Annotated in this window: 14 protein-coding genes and 1 pseudogene; 5 read left to right on the top strand and 10 right to left on the bottom strand. The window is 68.6% G+C overall.

Annotation, left to right across the window (positions count from 1 at the left end; all coding sequences use genetic code 11):
* Positions 1 to 642 precede the first annotated feature (642 nt).
* Both ACFYW3_RS32625 and ACFYW3_RS32620 read right to left on the bottom strand, forming a co-directional pair.
* Entirely contained in the window at positions 643 to 918 is a 276-nt protein-coding gene (locus tag ACFYW3_RS32625; protein ID WP_389388153.1) for a hypothetical protein, read from the bottom strand.
* Between the two features lie 87 nt (positions 919 to 1,005).
* Complete coding sequence (locus ACFYW3_RS32620) at positions 1,006 to 1,209, bottom strand: hypothetical protein (protein ID WP_389388152.1); 204 nt, start codon at positions 1,207 to 1,209, stop codon at positions 1,006 to 1,008.
* An 81-nt stretch (positions 1,210 to 1,290) separates the two neighbouring features.
* Between ACFYW3_RS32620 and ACFYW3_RS32615 the strand changes: the two genes are divergently transcribed.
* Positions 1,291 to 1,632: a helicase associated domain-containing protein gene (locus tag ACFYW3_RS32615; protein ID WP_389388151.1), complete on the top strand. Its 342-nt coding sequence runs from the start codon at positions 1,291 to 1,293 to the stop codon at positions 1,630 to 1,632.
* A 62-nt stretch (positions 1,633 to 1,694) separates the two neighbouring features.
* Here the strand turns inward: ACFYW3_RS32615 and ACFYW3_RS32610 are convergent, their stop codons facing one another.
* From ACFYW3_RS32610 to ACFYW3_RS32590, 5 genes are all read right to left on the bottom strand, one after another.
* A complete protein-coding gene (locus tag ACFYW3_RS32610; protein ID WP_389388150.1) occupies positions 1,695 to 4,214 on the bottom strand; it encodes a tetratricopeptide repeat protein in 2,520 nt (839 codons plus the stop codon).
* 4 nt (positions 4,215 to 4,218) lie between these two features.
* Positions 4,219 to 4,674: a hypothetical protein gene (locus ACFYW3_RS32605; RefSeq protein WP_389388149.1), complete on the bottom strand. Its 456-nt coding sequence runs from the start codon at positions 4,672 to 4,674 to the stop codon at positions 4,219 to 4,221.
* Between the two features lie 339 nt (positions 4,675 to 5,013).
* A complete protein-coding gene (locus ACFYW3_RS32600) occupies positions 5,014 to 5,358 on the bottom strand; it encodes a hypothetical protein (RefSeq protein WP_389388148.1) in 345 nt (114 codons plus the stop codon).
* 138 nt (positions 5,359 to 5,496) lie between these two features.
* Entirely contained in the window at positions 5,497 to 5,721 is a 225-nt protein-coding gene (locus ACFYW3_RS32595; RefSeq protein WP_389388147.1) for a hypothetical protein, read from the bottom strand.
* Positions 5,722 to 6,248: 527 nt separating this feature from the next.
* Positions 6,249 to 8,945 (bottom strand): helix-turn-helix domain-containing protein, encoded by a 2,697-nt coding sequence (locus ACFYW3_RS32590; RefSeq protein ID WP_389388146.1) that lies wholly within the window; start codon positions 8,943 to 8,945, stop codon positions 6,249 to 6,251.
* Between the two features lie 122 nt (positions 8,946 to 9,067).
* Between ACFYW3_RS32590 and ACFYW3_RS32585 the strand changes: the two genes are divergently transcribed.
* The 3 genes from ACFYW3_RS32585 (at position 9,068) to ACFYW3_RS32575 (ending at position 11,669) form a co-directional block, all read left to right on the top strand.
* A complete protein-coding gene (locus tag ACFYW3_RS32585) occupies positions 9,068 to 9,265 on the top strand; it encodes a hypothetical protein (protein ID WP_389388145.1) in 198 nt (65 codons plus the stop codon).
* Between the two features lie 390 nt (positions 9,266 to 9,655).
* Complete coding sequence (locus ACFYW3_RS32580; protein ID WP_389388144.1) at positions 9,656 to 10,276, top strand: recombinase family protein; 621 nt, start codon at positions 9,656 to 9,658, stop codon at positions 10,274 to 10,276.
* Positions 10,277 to 10,469: 193 nt separating this feature from the next.
* A complete protein-coding gene (locus ACFYW3_RS32575) occupies positions 10,470 to 11,669 on the top strand; it encodes a Shedu anti-phage system protein SduA domain-containing protein (protein ID WP_389388143.1) in 1,200 nt (399 codons plus the stop codon).
* A 292-nt stretch (positions 11,670 to 11,961) separates the two neighbouring features.
* Here the strand turns inward: ACFYW3_RS32575 and ACFYW3_RS32570 are convergent, their stop codons facing one another.
* From ACFYW3_RS32570 to ACFYW3_RS32560, 3 genes are all read right to left on the bottom strand, one after another.
* Positions 11,962 to 12,612, bottom strand: a complete 651-nt coding sequence (locus ACFYW3_RS32570; RefSeq protein ID WP_389388142.1) for a hypothetical protein — start codon at positions 12,610 to 12,612, stop codon at positions 11,962 to 11,964.
* Between the two features lie 687 nt (positions 12,613 to 13,299).
* Positions 13,300 to 14,022: a TnsA-like heteromeric transposase endonuclease subunit gene (locus tag ACFYW3_RS32565; RefSeq protein ID WP_389388141.1), complete on the bottom strand. Its 723-nt coding sequence runs from the start codon at positions 14,020 to 14,022 to the stop codon at positions 13,300 to 13,302.
* A gap of 149 nt (positions 14,023 to 14,171) precedes the next feature.
* Entirely contained in the window at positions 14,172 to 14,729 is a 558-nt protein-coding gene (locus tag ACFYW3_RS32560; protein ID WP_389388140.1) for a hypothetical protein, read from the bottom strand.
* Positions 14,730 to 14,989: 260 nt separating this feature from the next.
* Between ACFYW3_RS32560 and ACFYW3_RS32555 the strand changes: the two are divergent.
* Positions 14,990 to 16,450 (top strand): annotated as a pseudogene (locus tag ACFYW3_RS32555) (NF041680 family putative transposase).
* The last annotated feature ends 20 nt before the right edge of the window (positions 16,451 to 16,470 follow it).

Genomic DNA, 16,470 nt, shown 5'->3' with positions numbered 1-16,470 from the left:
CCGTCACACACACCTGCGCACTACACGCAGTGCTCGTGAGCGTGGCCCTGACATTCACTGACCGCTACACCCACCCAGGACGCACACGGCACGGACGATCACCGCGCACCGCCGCACCACCGGGCACATTCGATCACCCCATCACCCGACCGGAGCAGCAAGTTCCGTAACAGCCATTCCGCACGATTCTTCGCACGGACGCACGGAAACCGTGCCTCAGAACGAATCCGTCCACCTGCTCCGGTGAGCACCTCGGTGGTGAGCCGGCCCGCTACGCGCAGGGGTGCGCGGCTCGACCGGTGAGCGAGCTCCGAAGCCGACAGACCTCGCGCCACGACCAGAACGGCACTGGACGCCATCGCGCCCGGGGTGAGGCTGCACAGTGAAGGCGTCGGGCAGTGGCCCGGCCACCCCACCGCGGGGACCGGGGACAGCCGAGCGTCGAGCAGCGCAAGCACCCGGCCGCCCTCGACATCGACTGAGCACACCAATGGGAAGTATCAGTCCCTAAAGTCCCTGACAAAACCGGATGATTGATGACCAATCACCCTGATATTCGGCAGTCAGGCGGAGAGCGTCACCGCTGGTGTCCGGCATCCACACGAGGACCGGGCGCGACCCTCGGCGAGCGCCGGCCCCGAATCAGGGGGTGTCACCGCCCCAGATCCACGGCCCGAACGGATCACCCTCGTGGGGGCCGTAGTCCGCCCGGCCACCCGGCCCGTACCTCCCCAACGGCGCGATCAACAGAGCACCCGTGAAGAGTTCCTCGGGCATCCAATCCGTGACGTCGAACAACTGGCCGTCAAGGGGCCCGCCGAGCAACTCCCGATAGGTGCGTCCCGGGCGCGGGTAGGGGTGCGGGTCGTCGTGGTCCGCGCCGTACACCCGGGGCCCGGCAGCCTGATCGTGGTCCATGACCCCAGACTGCCCCACCGGCGAGGGCCCCTGGGGGTGAATGCGCGGTATCCGGCGGGGCCGGTGCGCCTCGCGCCGCGTGTTCGGTCAGCCGGCGTTGAGAATGTTCGAGTTCAGCTTGTCCACCATCGACCCCTCGCCGAGGTCAATGCCGCCCTGGTTGCCGACACCGCGCAGCCCAGCGCGGCCGAACTCGCCACCCGCGACCAGATCAGCACCCGCACCGCCCGCCGCCGCATCATCGCCGCCCGACAGCAGCTCGGCGGCACAGGCGACAGCACCGGCTGACACAGACGCACTGCACGGGAACCGCTTCCGACAGGCGTGGAGCCGGGTGCCGTCGTGCACCAGGGCGAGGACCTCGGACGGTGGGTGCGCTCAGTCCGGCTCGGCTGGGACAACCTCACCACCGTGCAGCAGTGGATATGCGAGCAGGTCCTCGGCATCGAGCCCGCCACCGAAGACGAGAAGCCGACCCCGCGCCGTACGCAGGCCGACAAGTGGGTCATGAACTTCGAGGCCGCCCAGCAGTTCTACGAGCGCGAGGGACACCTCCGGGTGCCGCGCAAACACGTCGAACGGATCGTCGGCGAGGACCAGGAGGAGCGGGAGCTCCGGCTCGGAGCCTGGATCGGGAACCAGCGCAGCCGGGCCGCGACCCTGTCCCAGGAGCGGATGGAACTCCTGTCCGCGATCGGAATGCGGGGGGCGTAGCCGCAGGTGTGGTGGTGGGCCAGGCAGAACTGACGCCCGGCCGACTCGTTGCCGCCCCGCACTCAATTCTCGCGCGTAAGGAACTCGTGGTCCAAGGTCGTCGCGAGAGCTCTGCGGACCTTGGCTTCCAAGTCCTGGTCTCCGAGTTCACCGAAGATCGCGGCCGCCGTGTCCTGGGCTTCGGTTGCTTCCTGGAACCGCTGCACCTTGCGTAGGGCGAGGCCGAGGTTGGCCAGCGCCATCGCTTGGCCGTGACGGTCATCGAGTGCGAGGTACTGGGTGGCGGCTTGATTGTGGGCCTTGATGGATTCTTCGAACTGCCCGATCTCCTGCAGGATGATACCGAGGTCGTTGAGAGCCTGGCTTTCGAGATGAGGGTCGCCGAGTTCAGCGAAGATGGTGGCTGCCTGAAAGAGAGGGGCCACAGCCTCCTCCAATCTCCGTACTTCGCGTAGGGCGAGCCCGAGGTTGGCCAGCGCCATGGCTTCGCCGTGGCGATCGCCGAACTCGCCGCAAATGGACAGGCTTAGGGTGTGCGCCTCGATTGCTTCCTCGAACCGCCCCAGTTCCCGCAGGACGATGCCGAGGTTGCCCACCGCCGTACCCTCGGCATGGCGGTCTCCGAAATCTCGGTAGATGGTGACGGCCTGGGTGTAGGCTCCGGCGGCGGCCTCGAACCGCTGCATACGCCACAGGGCGAGTCCCGAGTTGATCAGAGCCGTGCCTTCGAGGTACCGGTCGCGGAGCTCTCGGAAGATGGTGGCGGCCTGGGCGTGTGCGTCCGCCGCCTCCTGGAACCGTCCCATGTACCAGTGGACGTTGCCGAGGTTGGTCAGGGCTTTGCCTTCACTGCGGCGCGTGCCGAGGGTCCGGTCAATGGCCAGGCTCTGGGTGTGCGCGTCAATCGCTTCCTCGAACCGCCGCGCCTCCGTCAGGGCCAGGCCGAGGTTGGCCAGCGAGATTGCCTCACCGCGGCGGTCGTGGTGGCTCCGGTCGATGGCCAGGCTCTGGGTGTGGGCGTCCATCGCTTCCTCGAACCGCCGTACCTCGCGCAAGGCGGTTCCGAGGGCGTTCAACGCATTCGCTTCGCCTTGGTGGTCTCCAAGCATCCGATGGAGGTCCAGACAGGTGGTGCTGAGCGCGATCCAGTCGTCGAAGTACCGACGGAGTGCGAAGTACTGGGCGAGGGAGGAAGTGAGGGAGATGGTGACCGAGTGGTGGCCGAGGGCAGCCGCAGCAGTGGCGGTGGCAGTCAGGTTGGCGTGCTCGGCGTCAAGCCACCGCAGTGCGTCGGATCGGTCCTGGAACCGAGGTGAGCGGGAGCCCGGCAGGGTTTCAAGGTGGGTCCCGGCGGCCGTGCCGGTGTCCTGGTAGTGGGTGAAGAGACGAGTGCGGGCGGTGTCCCGGTGGTCGGGGGCGGCGTGGGTGCCGCCCAGTTCGTCCGCGTGGAGCCGGACCAGGTCGTGCATGCGCCAGCGGCCCCAGACCCGACCGGGTTCGATCAGGTGGGCCTCGGCCAGGTGCTGCAGCAAGGTCTCTGCCTGGTCCGTACCACAGTCGGCTAGGTGTGCTGCAGTATCGGTGGAGAGGTCGGGACCGGGGTTCAGGGGCATCAGGCGAAACAGCCGCGCCTGTCCGGGCGGCAAGAGCTGGTACGACAGGTCGAAGGCAGCCCGCACCGCGCGGTCAGGGCGGGATAGGCTGTCCAGCCGGGTGTGCTCGACCTGCAACGCAGTGGCCAGGGTCGCGGCGGGCCGCGAGGGTGCAGCGGCCAGGACGGCGGCGGCGATGCGCAGCGCGAGCGGCAGGCCCGCGCACAGGCGGGCGATCAGGGCAGCCGAGTGCGGGTCGTCTGCGAAGCGGCTGTCGTGGTCGCCTCGGGCGTGGCGAAGGGCCTGGTCGAGGACGGCGACGGACGAGTCTTCCGTGAGGATGTCGAGATCGTGAAGGCGGGCATCGAGACCGTCCAGGGTGTGACGGGAAGTCACCAGGGCGGCAGTGGTTCCGTCGGTGGGCAGGAGGGGAGCGGCCTGCGCGGTAGTGGAGGCGTTGTCGATGATCACGAGGATGCGCCGGCCATTGCCGGCGTAGGCCGCCAGGACACTGCGGTAGAGGCGTTGTCGGTCTTCCAGACCGTTGGGAATGTGCTCGCCGGGTACCGCAAGGGCGCGTAGCAGTCCTTCCAGTGCTCGTTCGGGGGTGAGTCGGAGTTCGGGGTCGTAGCCGGCGAGATCGGTGAACAACACTCCGCCCGGAAACCACCCGGGCCTTTCGATGGCTCGGCCGGCGGCCTGGATCACGAGTTCGGTCTTGCCGACGCCAGCCAAGCCGGAGACCGCGCTCACCAGCACTGCGCGCCGGTTTCCTGCTGTTTCGGCTCGTGGCGCGAGGTCTACCAGCAGCCTGTCGACGTGGTCGTCGCGGCCCGTGAAGGCGGAAGCGAGAGGAGGCAGCCCAGACAGCGCCGGAGCGTTCGCCACCGGCAGTTGCACGGTGATGTCCCGGCCTTGGATCACGGTGTGGAAGAAGGTGCCGCCGCTGATCGTGTTGCTGGTGGCCCCACCCTCACGGGCCTCGCTCATGCCGTCACCTCGACGGACCGGGCTCACTGCCTCCAGGAGTTCCCGGGACAGTGGGCGGCGGCGGGGGTGTGCTGGTCACGGTCAGCCCGGTGAAGTCCCGGCCCTGCAGGATCGGCCCGTGGTGGGTGCCGCCGATGACGGAGTTCGCCACCGCTCCGTCCCCGCCGCCCACCAGAGCAGCCTGCTTCTGCCAAGCTGCGAGGGACGCACGGAAGTCCGGGTCCACCGCGGCCCGCACCGCCAGCGCCGTACTCAGCGCCTGTGCCCGGCTCTGGTCGCTCGGCTCCTCACTCAGGCTCGTCAGCTCCGGCTCCCCGGAGCTGACCTCCACGGCCTGGGCTGCGCTGCTGCCGAACGGGCTGCGCACGAGCGCGCTCAGCCCCGCCCATGCCTGCCGGCCGAGCTCACCGCCGACTCCGCCGGCCAGCGCCGCCAACAGCCCCACAGATATCGGGTCCATTCCCCACCACCCTCGCTCTGAGCAACCGGTCGTACACAAGGGATGACGCGAGCCCGCGGCGCTGGGTTGCTACGCCGGACACACAAACGCCCACTCAGCCCCTGCCGGCAGGCACAGCCTGTCGCGACCTCACACCTTCCCGCCCGCGCCTCGGTTGAACCCGGCGGAAGGTGCCAGGCCGACCACGCCCCGGAGTGGGGCAGCGCGTGGGTGCGTTCACCGGCGCCTCGCTCTGACCATCTCGCCTCGCCCGAATCAGGCCAGGTAGCTCTGCGGTACGTAGTGGTGAAGTTTCGGTGCAGACACGTCGCTCAGGGTAGGCGCCCCGCCTGCGAGCGACTACGCAGTTTCCCGGTACTCCAACGGAGCTCCCCCGCCCGTCGCGTCCCAACCGCCCAGGAAGGCGGAGAGGGAAAGGCGTTGCTCTTCCTCGCGGGCGACCTGCCGGGCGCGGTCGACGTACGGGTCGACGGCCGCGAGGACCAGGCGTTGGACTTCGTCGGGCGGGAGGGCTTCGACTTCCCACTGGACGGGGTGGTCGATGTCGAAGCCGTGACGGCGGGCGAAGGCCGGCCATCTCGGGTCGTTGCGCTTGCCCTCGGTCGCGGGCAGGGCGTACCGCTGGACCTGTTCGTGGGTGAGCTGGACACGGCTGACCCGGCTCCAGCATCCCGTGCGTTCCACCGAGTCCCGTTCGACATCCTCACCTGAGCAGTCGAAATCGCCGACCAAGGTCAGATGTGCTTCCCTCGGGCAACCGAGCCCGGCCGGGGTGGCTGCGATCGCCCGATCAGGATCTGCGTGTGCGGCGAGTACTGCGGGTCAGGTGCCGCCGGTCCACACATCGGGGCCGCCGCCCTCCCACCGGATCGGCCCGTCTTCGGACAGGTCCACGTCCTCCAGGCCGGCCCGGCGCAGGAACTCCGACACGTCCCCGGGCGTGAACGCCCTGCGGAGGTCCGCATCCAGGCCGAGGGCGTGCACGGTGGCTTTCCGCCCGTCCCGCGGCGACACGGGATGAATCACGATCTCCGTCAGATCCGCCATAGGCTCCAGCGTGCAGCCGTCCGGATTGCACGGCATCCGGAGCGCAGCCCGCTCCGCACTCTGACCCGCAATGAAGAAGTTCCGCCCGAGAGCAAGGGCTGGTGCACGACGATCAGCGCGCTCGTCACGCCTTCCCGCGTGCTCCGAGGCACAGCTGGCCTCGGCGGAGCCAGCCAGCGCCACACCGTCCGCTCCGCGACGCCCATGCCCTCCGCGACCGTACGCACGTGCGCGGCCGTCAACGCCTCATCCCCACGCAACCGGGACAGCCGTTCGACGGCCCCCCGGCGCTTCTCCGCCGATACCCTCCCCATGAACCGAAGTGTCAGTGGCGGCAGAACCACCACGCCCGAACATCCGCCCGCATCCACACGACAGGGTGGAACTTCCCCTGAACCAATGGCGAGCGGGACCGCTGAACGCTATTTGCGGATCATCACCCGGCGCCGGGGAGTGTCACCTCGCTCGGCTTCGCGTACACGGGGTACCGGTAAGAACTCTGTCACCAGCCGCAAACGGCGGCATCCCTACGATGTGCCCAGCGGTACGTGTCTGCTCCGCTCAATCGACACGGGCGCTTGCCATGGAGGCGTAGGTGCGCCGTCTGGGTCCAGGCCGTACGGCCACAGCCTGCTGAAGATTCCCGGCTTCTCTGCTCGGCGATAGTGGGCTTGGGGACTGCCGTAGTCGGCGGCCTGCCGGGCCAGTGCTTGGGCTCCGTCCCTGTCCCCGGCCCGCTCCCGCTTCTCTGCCAGGAGGTACAAGGCAGCGGTGTCGCCGCGGTCGGCGGCCTGCCGGGCCAGAGTCTCGGCTCCGTCCCGATCCCCGGCCTCGTCTCGTTTCTCGGCCAAGTGAAGCAGGGCGTAGAAGTGGCCCCGGTCGGCAGTCTGCCGGGCCAGTGCTTCGGCTCCGTCTCGGTCCCCTGCCCGCTCCCGCATCACAGCCAGGTGGGACCGGGCGTTAGTGTGTCCGTGGTCGGCGGCCTGCTGGTAGAGGGCTTCGGCTCCATCCCAGTCCCCGGCCTCCCTTCGCATCTCGGCCAGGAGGAACAGGGTGCTGGAGTGGCCCCGGCTGGAGGTCTGCCGGACCAGTGCTTCGGCTCCATCCCGATCCCCTGCCCGCTCCCGCATCACAGCCAGGCGAAGCAGGGCGCTGGAGTGGCCGCGTTCGGCGGCCTGCCGGTAGAGGGGTTCGGCTCCACCCGAGTCCCCGGCCCGCTCCCGAATCCCGGCCAGTTGGTACATGGCGTCAGTGTTGCCGTGGGCAACGGCCTGCCGGTAGAGGGGTTCGGCTCCATCCGAGTCTCCGGTCTGCTCTTTCATCATCGCCAGGATGCACAGAAGGACACTGCTCTCGCCGCGGTCGATGGCCTGCAGGGCCAGTGCTTCAGCGCCCTCTTGGTCCCCGCCCTGCTGGCGTATCAGGGCCACGGAAAGCGGGGCTCCGGTGTGGCCGTGGGCGGTGGCCTGCACGACCAGTGCTTCGGCACCCTCCCGATCCCCATCCCGCTCCCGCATCCGGGCCAGGTGGTACAAGGTGTCGGGGCTGCCTTGGTTGGCTTTTTGCCAGGCCAGTGCTTCGGCGCCTTCCCGGTCCCCGGCGCGCTCCCGCATCCCGGCCAAGAAGTGCGGGGCGTTGGTGTGGCCGCGTTCCGCGGCTTGCTGAGCCAGTGCTTCAGCGCCTTCCCGGTCCCCAGATTCCTCCCACATCACGGCTAGCCGGTACAGCGCGTCGGGGTTGCCGTGGTGGGCGGCGCGCTGGCGGAGGCAGTGGGCCCATTGCAGGCGATGCTGGCTCTCGGCCGCATCGGTGAGGTTGCCGAGGTCGTCGGGGTCGGTGAGGTGAGTGTGGGCGGCGTGCCAGAACGACGCGGGCGGACACAGGTGCCTGCGGCTGGTGAGGCCGTGCTGTTCGAGGTAGTCGGCGAGTCGGAACACGGGTCCCGCGGTCGACGGGGCCGGGCCGCGAACTGCCGGGGACGGGGCGGGAGGACGTCGCCGGGTGCGGGGGGTGGTGCGGCGCAGGGGGGCCTGTTTTCCGTGGACGAGGGCGGCGAGTTCTGCGAAGGCGTGCTCGGCCCAGTCGTCTGTGAGCTGGTCGTAGTCGGTGTCGGTGAGGTAGTCGGCGGTGGCGTCGGTGAGGAAGGCCTGGGGGAGGTGGAGGCCGACGCCGAGGCGTCGGGCGTCCATCGCCGCTTCCAGTACCGCTGCGGCTGCCGGGGTCGCGTGCCGGTAGCGGTTGAGGAGTTCGGGGGCACCGGCGAGGTCCTGGGTGACCCGCCCCTCGGCGCCCGCACGGCTGAGGGCGCCGGCCCAAAGGCGGTCCCCGCCCTCAGCAAGAGCGGCCGCGGCGGACAGCGCCGGAGCATCGAACGTCTCGGGAACGCTCAGCACGCGGCCGGCCAGCAACTCCCGCACCCGGCTGTACGGATCCTCCTCACCTGGCGCGGGCAGGGCCGTGTACCGGGCGGCGTACTCGGGCCAGAGCGTGCCCAGCACCAGGACCGGCCCGCGCTCCACGGTCACCAGCAATCGGTGCACAGCCGCCGCAATCCGCTCGCCCGCCACGCGGTCACCAAGGTAGTGCTGGGCCTCGTTCAGCCACACCACGGTACGCGGCGCGACACGAGGCAGGTCCTGAAGGGCGTCCTGGGCGCGGGTCGGGTCGAAGGGATGCCACAGCCGCCACCCCTGCGCCGCGAGCGGCTGCACGGCCTCCCAGCACGCCCGCGTCTTCCCCGTCGACGAACCCCCTACCAGCACCACAGCCCCGCTGCGGCCAACTGCGGCGTCCTCCACTACCCCGGCCAAAACCCGGTCATGTTCGCGCCGTACATACCCGGGCAGCGTCCGGGCCTGCGGCCTGCCGGGCCCGGAGCCGGCGTCACCGGGCCCGGCCGGGTGGACCTCCAGGGCGTGCGGATCCCACTCACCGATTGACTGGCCCGGACCCGACCGCACCCCACCCCCAATGTCCTCGACCGCCCTCCGCTGCAACTCCCGCAGTTCCTCCATCGGCAGCTGCAGCGCACGGGCCAGGGCCGCCACCGTCTCGGACGAGGGCGCAGGCTTCACCGGTGAGAGCGCCTCCGACACCGTCGTGCGCCCCAGCCCGGCACGCGCGGCGAGATCCGTCTGGTTCAGGCGCATCCGGGCCATGCTGCCCTTCAGCCTCTCCCGCAGCTCGGTCAGCGCCGGATCTTGGCCGTTGTGCTCGTCGTGCATGGTGCGCGCCCCCCAGGACCGTCGTGTTCGCCGGTGTTCATCTTCCTCCCGGCGAACCCCGGCGAACGCGGTCTCCGCAACCTTCGACCACGTCAACAGCCAACGCCTAAGGGGAGATTGCCGTGACCGTCGCCGTCGTCCTGCTCACCACCGCATTCGTGACTGTCGTCGCGCTGCTTGCCGCTGCCGGCGCGGGCAAGCTCGCCCGCATGGACAACGCCAGCTATCCCACGGCCGTCACCCGCGCCGCCACCACCTTCGCCGGGGTCATCACCCTCGCCGCCGTCGTAGCTGGCACCCTCACCGCCCTCCTCACCTGACGACCAGCCCTCCTCCCCGTTTGCGGCTGGTGACCGAGTTCTTACCGGCACCCCTACACCCATAGGTCGAGCTCGACCTGCTCGTCACACTCCTCGCAGCGGCGGACGTCAACGTCGCCCACCACGCGTACGTGGATCATCCACGCGTTCCGGCCGCACTTCGGGCACGTCGTCTCGCGTGCCGTTCGTATGGGCTCGCCGTATCGGTTTGTCATACCAACATCCTGCCGGACGGGCTTCAGCGACCCACGTTTCCCTCATCAAAGGGTGTCGGCTGGTTCTTGAGGGTCTGGGGTTTTTGAGGGAGTTGTTGAAGGCCCTGGAGGCTCTTCCGGCGATCGTTGGCCGATCCTCAGAAAACGTTGGTTACTTGAGGGCACACTGGCGTCCGTGACAACCCTGACCGACGTGTTCGTCGCCGACAACGACCTCCTCGGCATCTTCCCGGCCCGTCCAACCGACATCCGCATCGGCTACGCCCGGGTCTCCACCGGCGGGCAGAAGCTCGACCGGCAGATCGACGCCCTCACCCTCGCCGGGTGCCGGCGCATCTTCCCTGAGAAGAAGTCCGGGAAGAACGACCTGCGCCCCGAGCTGAAGGCGTGCCACGCCTTCCTCCAGGCCGGGGACACCCTCGTCGTCCCCTCCCTGGACCGATACGGGCGCAGCCTCCAGAACCTGGTGAACATGGTCGCCGCCCTGCGCACGCGGCAGATCGGCTTCACTTCCCTCCACGAGAGTCTAGACACCACCACCCCGGGCGGGCGGCTCATCTTCCACGTCTTCGCCGCCCTGGCGGAGTTCATCCGGGAGCTGATCGTGCAGGGCACCAACGAGGGCCTGGCCGCCGCACGGGCCCGCGGCCGCGTCGGCGGCCGGCCTTCGGTCGTCAATGACAAGCTGCTGCGCGCCGCCCGCGACATGCTGCCCAACCCGAGAACAGCATCGAGACCATCGCGGCCCTGCTCGGCGTCTCGGTCGGCACCCTCTACAACCACATCCCTGACCTGAGAGAACTTCGTGGCTCCCGCGTCCCCTCCCAGCTAGACGGGAGCGCAATGTGATCCCCTCCCCACACGGCATGAAGGCCCACGCCGTCTTCGGCGCTCATCGGCCCGAAGAGCTCAGGCGTTCCTAGCCGTACGGGTAGGAGTCACCAACAACGAGCAGGTCCAGATCCACCCACCCGAAGCAAAGGACATTAGTGACTGAGACAACATGGCAGCTGGCCGCCGACGGACTTAGTCAGCTGTGCGCAGGACCGACGACCGAGCAACGCGCCATCGCAAACGCACTGGCGTTTCCCCTTGAACCGGGCACATCCAGCCCAGTTGCTGCTGCCCTACTCCGCGCTCACATCGCGAAACCGCTTCGGCTGCGGGAGCATCCGGCAATCGACGAGCCGGAGTACGACTACCTCGCCAGCGTCGCAGCCGAGACGAGCCTGCACGTCCCGGCCCTAGAGGAGATAGATAGCCGCGACCTTCTGAACGCGTGGCTCGAAGTAGCCTGGGCACAGCGAACGGTCCGTCACCTTGAACGTCTCCGGCCAGAGGTAGGCGATGTCGTCGTCACCTTGAGGAGGAGGAAACCAGATGAGGACCGGTACGGACAGATCAGCTCGATCAGCCTTAGAGGTCAGCTGTACTTCCGCGGTGGGCTCGGCAGGAGAGCCTGGCCCCATGCCGTTAAGCACCTCGCCCGAGCCGGCGACTCCGACCATAGCGAGCTCATTGCCAAGGCACGCGAAGAAGTTGCCTCCGAGGACCGGCACCCTGAGCGGGTCACCAACCGTGAGCTGGCACAGCTCGACAACTGGAAGGTACTGCGCCGTCCCTCAACGGCGGATTGTCAGGCCCTTCAAGAGGCGCTGGACAGCGCCACCGAGGAGCGGCCGATGCAGGTTGTCCTGGAGAACCACCCAACACTCCTCGCCAACGTGATCACGGGCAGCCACGGGGTCTGGGTTCGCCCCCAAGTTCGGTTTGGCGATCAATACGTCCCGGACTTCCTCATCGCCAGCCGGACCTCGGTGGGCTTGCGCTGGCACCTCGTTGAACTCGAGAGCCCCACCGAGCGGCTCACTAACCCCGGCAACCAGCGGGAATCTCCCACCCTGCGCCATGCCATCGACCAGATTCAGGACTGGCGCGAGTGGCTGAAGCCCAACCTCCTGGCCGCCCGGCAGACGCTCCCAGGCATCACCATGGACGCACGTGGGCTCATCATCATGGGGCGGGAAGATGTGGCCGACGGTGCCCGCGAGATCCGAGATCGCCGATCCGCCAACGACCGGATTGCGATTCGGACGTACGACTGGCTCCTGCGTGCTGCCGCGCGCGCCGACTCGACGCTCCAAGGACTACTCGATGGGGAAACCGGAGACCTCAGCCAAGACTGGTAGCTAGAGCTCGGCCAGCGAGCAGTCCACCGACACCGCTGACGTTCTTGAATGGCAGAACGACTGACGTTGTCGTGGCAGACGACAGTGCCGGGCGGTAGTGGACCGTCGCCATCATCCTTCTCCTTCTCGTCATTCACCGCCCCACACCGGGGCCAGGTCAAGGGGCCAGCGGGGGGAGCCAGCGTCGAGTGGGGCGCTGGTCAAGGGGGTTCGCTAAGGCCCCTTGACTGCAGGATTCTTCCGTTTCGAAGCGGGGCCCAGCGACGCTCGGCCCGGCGGACTGGTTGAAGGGTCAGCTCCCCGGCGCGTCGTCAAGTGGCGCGCCGGAGGAAGCTTGCCACCAGTTGAAGAGAGATCCCCGGACGATGTGTCCGAAGGTGTGCAGATGCATCGGCAGGTCCTTGGCGACCCAAGCCGCGTTGCTGGCAGTGGCAGCAATTCCCGACGGACGCTCGTCCAGCGCCGACCCACTACGCATCGGTTCTTGGCACAACGGGTGCGGGAATGGGACGCCTGCATGCAGTCTCTCGGACCGGTATCCGTAAACCTTGTCGATCGCCTTCCTCAGCTTGGGCCACTCCCATTCGACCTGTGCGTACGGCTCGGGCCGGAGTGAGGGCGGACCGGGCCGGTACTGTTCCACGCATGCCCGCATCGGTGCCAGCGTGACCGCCCGGGCCAGCAGCAGCGCGGCATCCACCGACTTCGTCGTCGGCTGAAGCACAGCCGCGGCGATCGTCCTGGTCGCGATGTCGGCCAGTCCGGTCAGCTCGACGCGGTCCACCACCCCGTTCTCCAGCCGGATCAGCACGTCGAACGGCGTGGAGTCGATTTCCATCAGCTCGCCCGGCCGGCAGACCACCACGTCCTCGAAGACGCGGTCGGGCTGGGTTGGCCAGAGCGCGTCGGGTGCGGGCCGACCCGGTCGTGTGGCGCCCGGCATCCAACCTGTCGAACAGGCGATAGAACGTGGCGCGCGACGGCATCGCGACCGGCGGGCCGTCCAGCTTGGCGACCGCATGCCCGACCTTCTCGAAGTAGTAGCTGACGGTGTGCGTCGACCTGCTGGCGGCGTCGCCCATCAGCTGCCGGAGCACCCCCACCACCCGTGGATCGACCTGCCCCGCCGCCTGGCGGCGCGGAGCCGCGTCTCCGTCGACCATGCCCAACACCCCTTGCTGCTGGTAGCGGCGCCGACGCCAACGGACCGTGTGCGGACTGGCCCGGCGGCCCGTCTCCGCACTCAGTTCGACGGCCTTCGCTGCCTCACGCCGCGTGAGCGTCTGCGTCGTCGGGTCGAACTCGGCCCTCGGGACGGCCCCGGCCGGGGCCTTCGGCGGCAGGCCGGTCAGCAGCTCGGTCATGTGGTGGTGCCACCACAGGGCCTTCTCTGCTTGCTCCGGCGCCACCCCGTCCAGCAGGCCGGTGGACAGTGCTGGCGCCGGTCCGCCGGAGCCGACCACCTCGAAGCCCTCCGACGTCATCAGCGTGGGCAGGTGCATCGCGCTGATCCGGCCCAGCTGGTCCGCCAGCCGGATGAGAACGCCGGACAGGCCGACGACGGTGTGCGGCTGGCCGTCAAACCGGACCCGGTCGCCCGGCCGCACCACCGCCAGACGCCTCAGCGCGCTCACGCCAGACTCACGATCGTGTCGCGCTGGAACGGGCTGCCCAGATCGATACGCAATCGGTGCCGCCAGAGCAGGTGGTAGAGCACCGGCAGCACCGCCAGGCAATCCCCGACCAGCTCGGCCCCGGCAAACAGACCCGTCGGAGTCTCGAACACCTCCAGAAGCCGGCCAGCGACCGGTTCCCGCAGGTAGCGCGGATGCCGGTAGCCGGCCAGCCACTTCACGTTCCCGAACAGCACAGGGTCGATCGCCCCGACCCTGCTGAAACCCCAGCCGGCCAGCTCGCAGGCCCGCAGGGTCGCCGCGAACGCCTCCGCGTCGGCCGGCTCGATCCGGTCGTCCGGGCGGACATCCATTACGACGGCGCCGCCGTTCGCGAGGCGGGCGAAGAAGTCCGGGACGTGCCCGCGCCGCCCCCGTGACCCTGGCCAGAACAGTCGGAACGGTTGCGCGGCCAGCCCCGTGACCTTGGGGTCAAAGTCCAGCAGCATCGCGTGGTGCCGCTCCAGCTGCGACTCGCAGGACAGCTGACCGCCGGTGGTCGCGGACCAGTAGTCCCGGGTCACCGAACCCTGCCCCGGGTAGGACTTCACCGCCCGGACCGGACAGAGCCTCTCGAAACCCAAAGTCCAGCAGGCCGCCAGCAACTCGCGCCGCTGTACCAGGTCTTCGTCGGCGTATGCGACCTCGAAGCCAGCCGCCCCTACGGCCCCGAAATCCACCCGACCACCTCACCCTCACCGCTCGCGGCATACCTATACTCGACCGAGGAAGCCACAAGCAATGGGCGTAATCGCGGGAAACAGGCTCAAACCGCCCGAGAGAGGTACCCGAACCTGAGACAGTCCGTCGTCACGAGGACCCGGCCGCATCAGGGAAGATCGTGTGGTCCACGTGCGACGAGCGGGGAGCCGCCGTCCTCCGGCAGAACAACGATGAAGCGCCAAGGGCCATCCTCAACGCGGGCCAAGCCGATAGTCGTAGCGGCGGCGAACGCGTCAGCGGCGGGCCCAGCCCCGTCCGTCAACTCATCAAGCTTCACATAGTGCTTCGCCAGGGATGCGGATGGACCGCTGATCCACAAGGCGACCTTTGCACCTCGACGAAGCGCGGCGAGCAGGTCATCGCGGGCTTGCCCCTGTGCGGCGCCCTGGACCTTGTCGTGAAGACGTTCCTGTGCGCATGGCTCTGTCGGTGCGGCCTCAGCCTGCTGGCGGCACCGCCGACACGACTGCAGGGCACCGGGATCGAACAGGTGCAGATACCGGGTGGTGTGCCGCGCCGATATACCGCACAAGGTTCCGCGCACGCCCACCGCGTGCTCGACACCGGGAACGCCGTTCACCTCGCAGGCACCGAACTGGGCTGGCTCCCGCGCTGCTGCGAACGACCAGCCGTCGGCCGGGACATCGATCATGCGGACGAGCATGCCACAAGCATCGGACGCGGCTCAGCCGTGATCTCGGGCATCGCAAGTTCAACCTGGGTGACAACATCGCTTGAGACCGTTCACGTCCTTCACCATAGGAGCGGCAACGTCCCCCGAGACCGGGGGGCGAACCCAACAAGATCATGTGAGACACCGGCAACATCGCGAGAGACGGGGCACTGACTTCGAACGGCGTAGCCCAGCTGGGCATTCGCCGGACGTGGGGGCGGCCTTCGTCTGATCAAGTGCTCCGACCAAGGATGCGCGTGACCACGACGAAGGCCGTGAGGGTGAGTCTGCTGCCTGATGCTGTCCGGAGGGAAGCGTCACGCGTCCGGGGCGAGTTCTACGAGTGTCTGATCGCTCTGCGTGACGAGTTGTTCGAGCTGGTGGACGCGGTGCTGTGTGCGGACGGTGCGGTGAAGTCCCCGGTGGGCTTGACGCTGCTGCCCGAGCATCGTCGTGGGCACGGAGCGATGTACGGCGGCTTGAACCACGGCCGGATCGACGTCGGTCGGCTGCGGACGGTGCTGGCCGGGCTGTCCCTGCCGCGCTTCGACGGAGGGCGCCTGGTCCTGGCGGTCGATGTGTCGCCGTTGCTTCGCTCGGACGCGCCGTGCTCGGCCGATCGGCTGTTCTGCCATGTCTACGGCCGGGCGAAGACGGCGTCGCAGTTCATTCCGGGCTGACCCTACTCCTTCGTGGCCATGCTGGAGCCGGGCGCCACGTCCTGGACCGCGATCCTGGACGCGGTCCGGCTGGGACCGGCGGACGACGCGACCGCGATCACCGCCGCCCAGCTGAGGGGAGTCGTCGAGCGGCTGATCGCAGCGGGCCAGTGGCAGACCGGGGACCCCCATATCGTGATCGTCAGCGACGCCGGCTACGACGTCACCCGCCTGGCCTGGGTCCTGTGCGACCTGCCGGTCGAGCTGATCGGCCGGGTTCACTCCGACCGCGTGATGCGTCTGCCGAAACCACCGAGGATGCACGGCGTCAACGGCTGGCCGCCCAAGCACGGCCCGGAATTCCGCTTCACCAAGCCGGAGACCTGGCCCCAGCCCGCGATCACCACGGTCACCGACACCACCAACTACGGAGAGGCCGAAACCCAGGCATGGGACCGGGTCCACCCAAGGCTCACCCACCGCTCCTCCTGGCTCGACCACGACGGCGAACTGCTTCTGGTGGAGGGCACGTTAATGCGGTTGAAGGTCGAGCATCTGTCGAAGGACCGGGATGCCCCGCCGGTGTGGTTATGGTCCTCCAGGACCGGCGCCACCCCAGATGATGTGGACCGTTTCTGGCAGGCATTTCTCCGCCGCTTCGATCTGGAGCACACCTTCCGCTTCGCGAAGCAGACCCTGGGCTGGACCACCCCGAAACTCCGTACTCCCGAGGCGGCGGACCGCTGGACCTGGATCCTGATCGTCGCTCATACCCAGCTCCGGCTTGCCCGGCCGCTCGCCGCGGACCTCCACCGGCCCTGGGAGAAACCCACCACCACCGACCGGCTCACCCCCGCCCGGGCCCGCCGGGGGTTCAGGAACATCCGCGCTCACCTCGCCTGCCCGATCAGTGTTCCCAAGCCCCGAGGAGCTGGCCCCGGACGGCCACCCAGCGCCAAGAACAAACACCGGGCACCCCGCTACGACGTCGGCAAAACCGTCAAACGCCCCGAGACCCTCAAGGCCATCGGCAAACCAGGAAGATCTTGGTAGATAAAGAACAAGCTGATGTC

Origin of the sequence: Streptomyces sp. NPDC002602, from assembly GCF_042889445.1 — a bacterium.
GTDB lineage: Bacteria > Actinomycetota > Actinomycetes > Streptomycetales > Streptomycetaceae > Streptomyces.
Note: the sequence above shows the minus strand (reverse complement) of the source record. Positions and strands in the feature narration are given on the sequence as shown.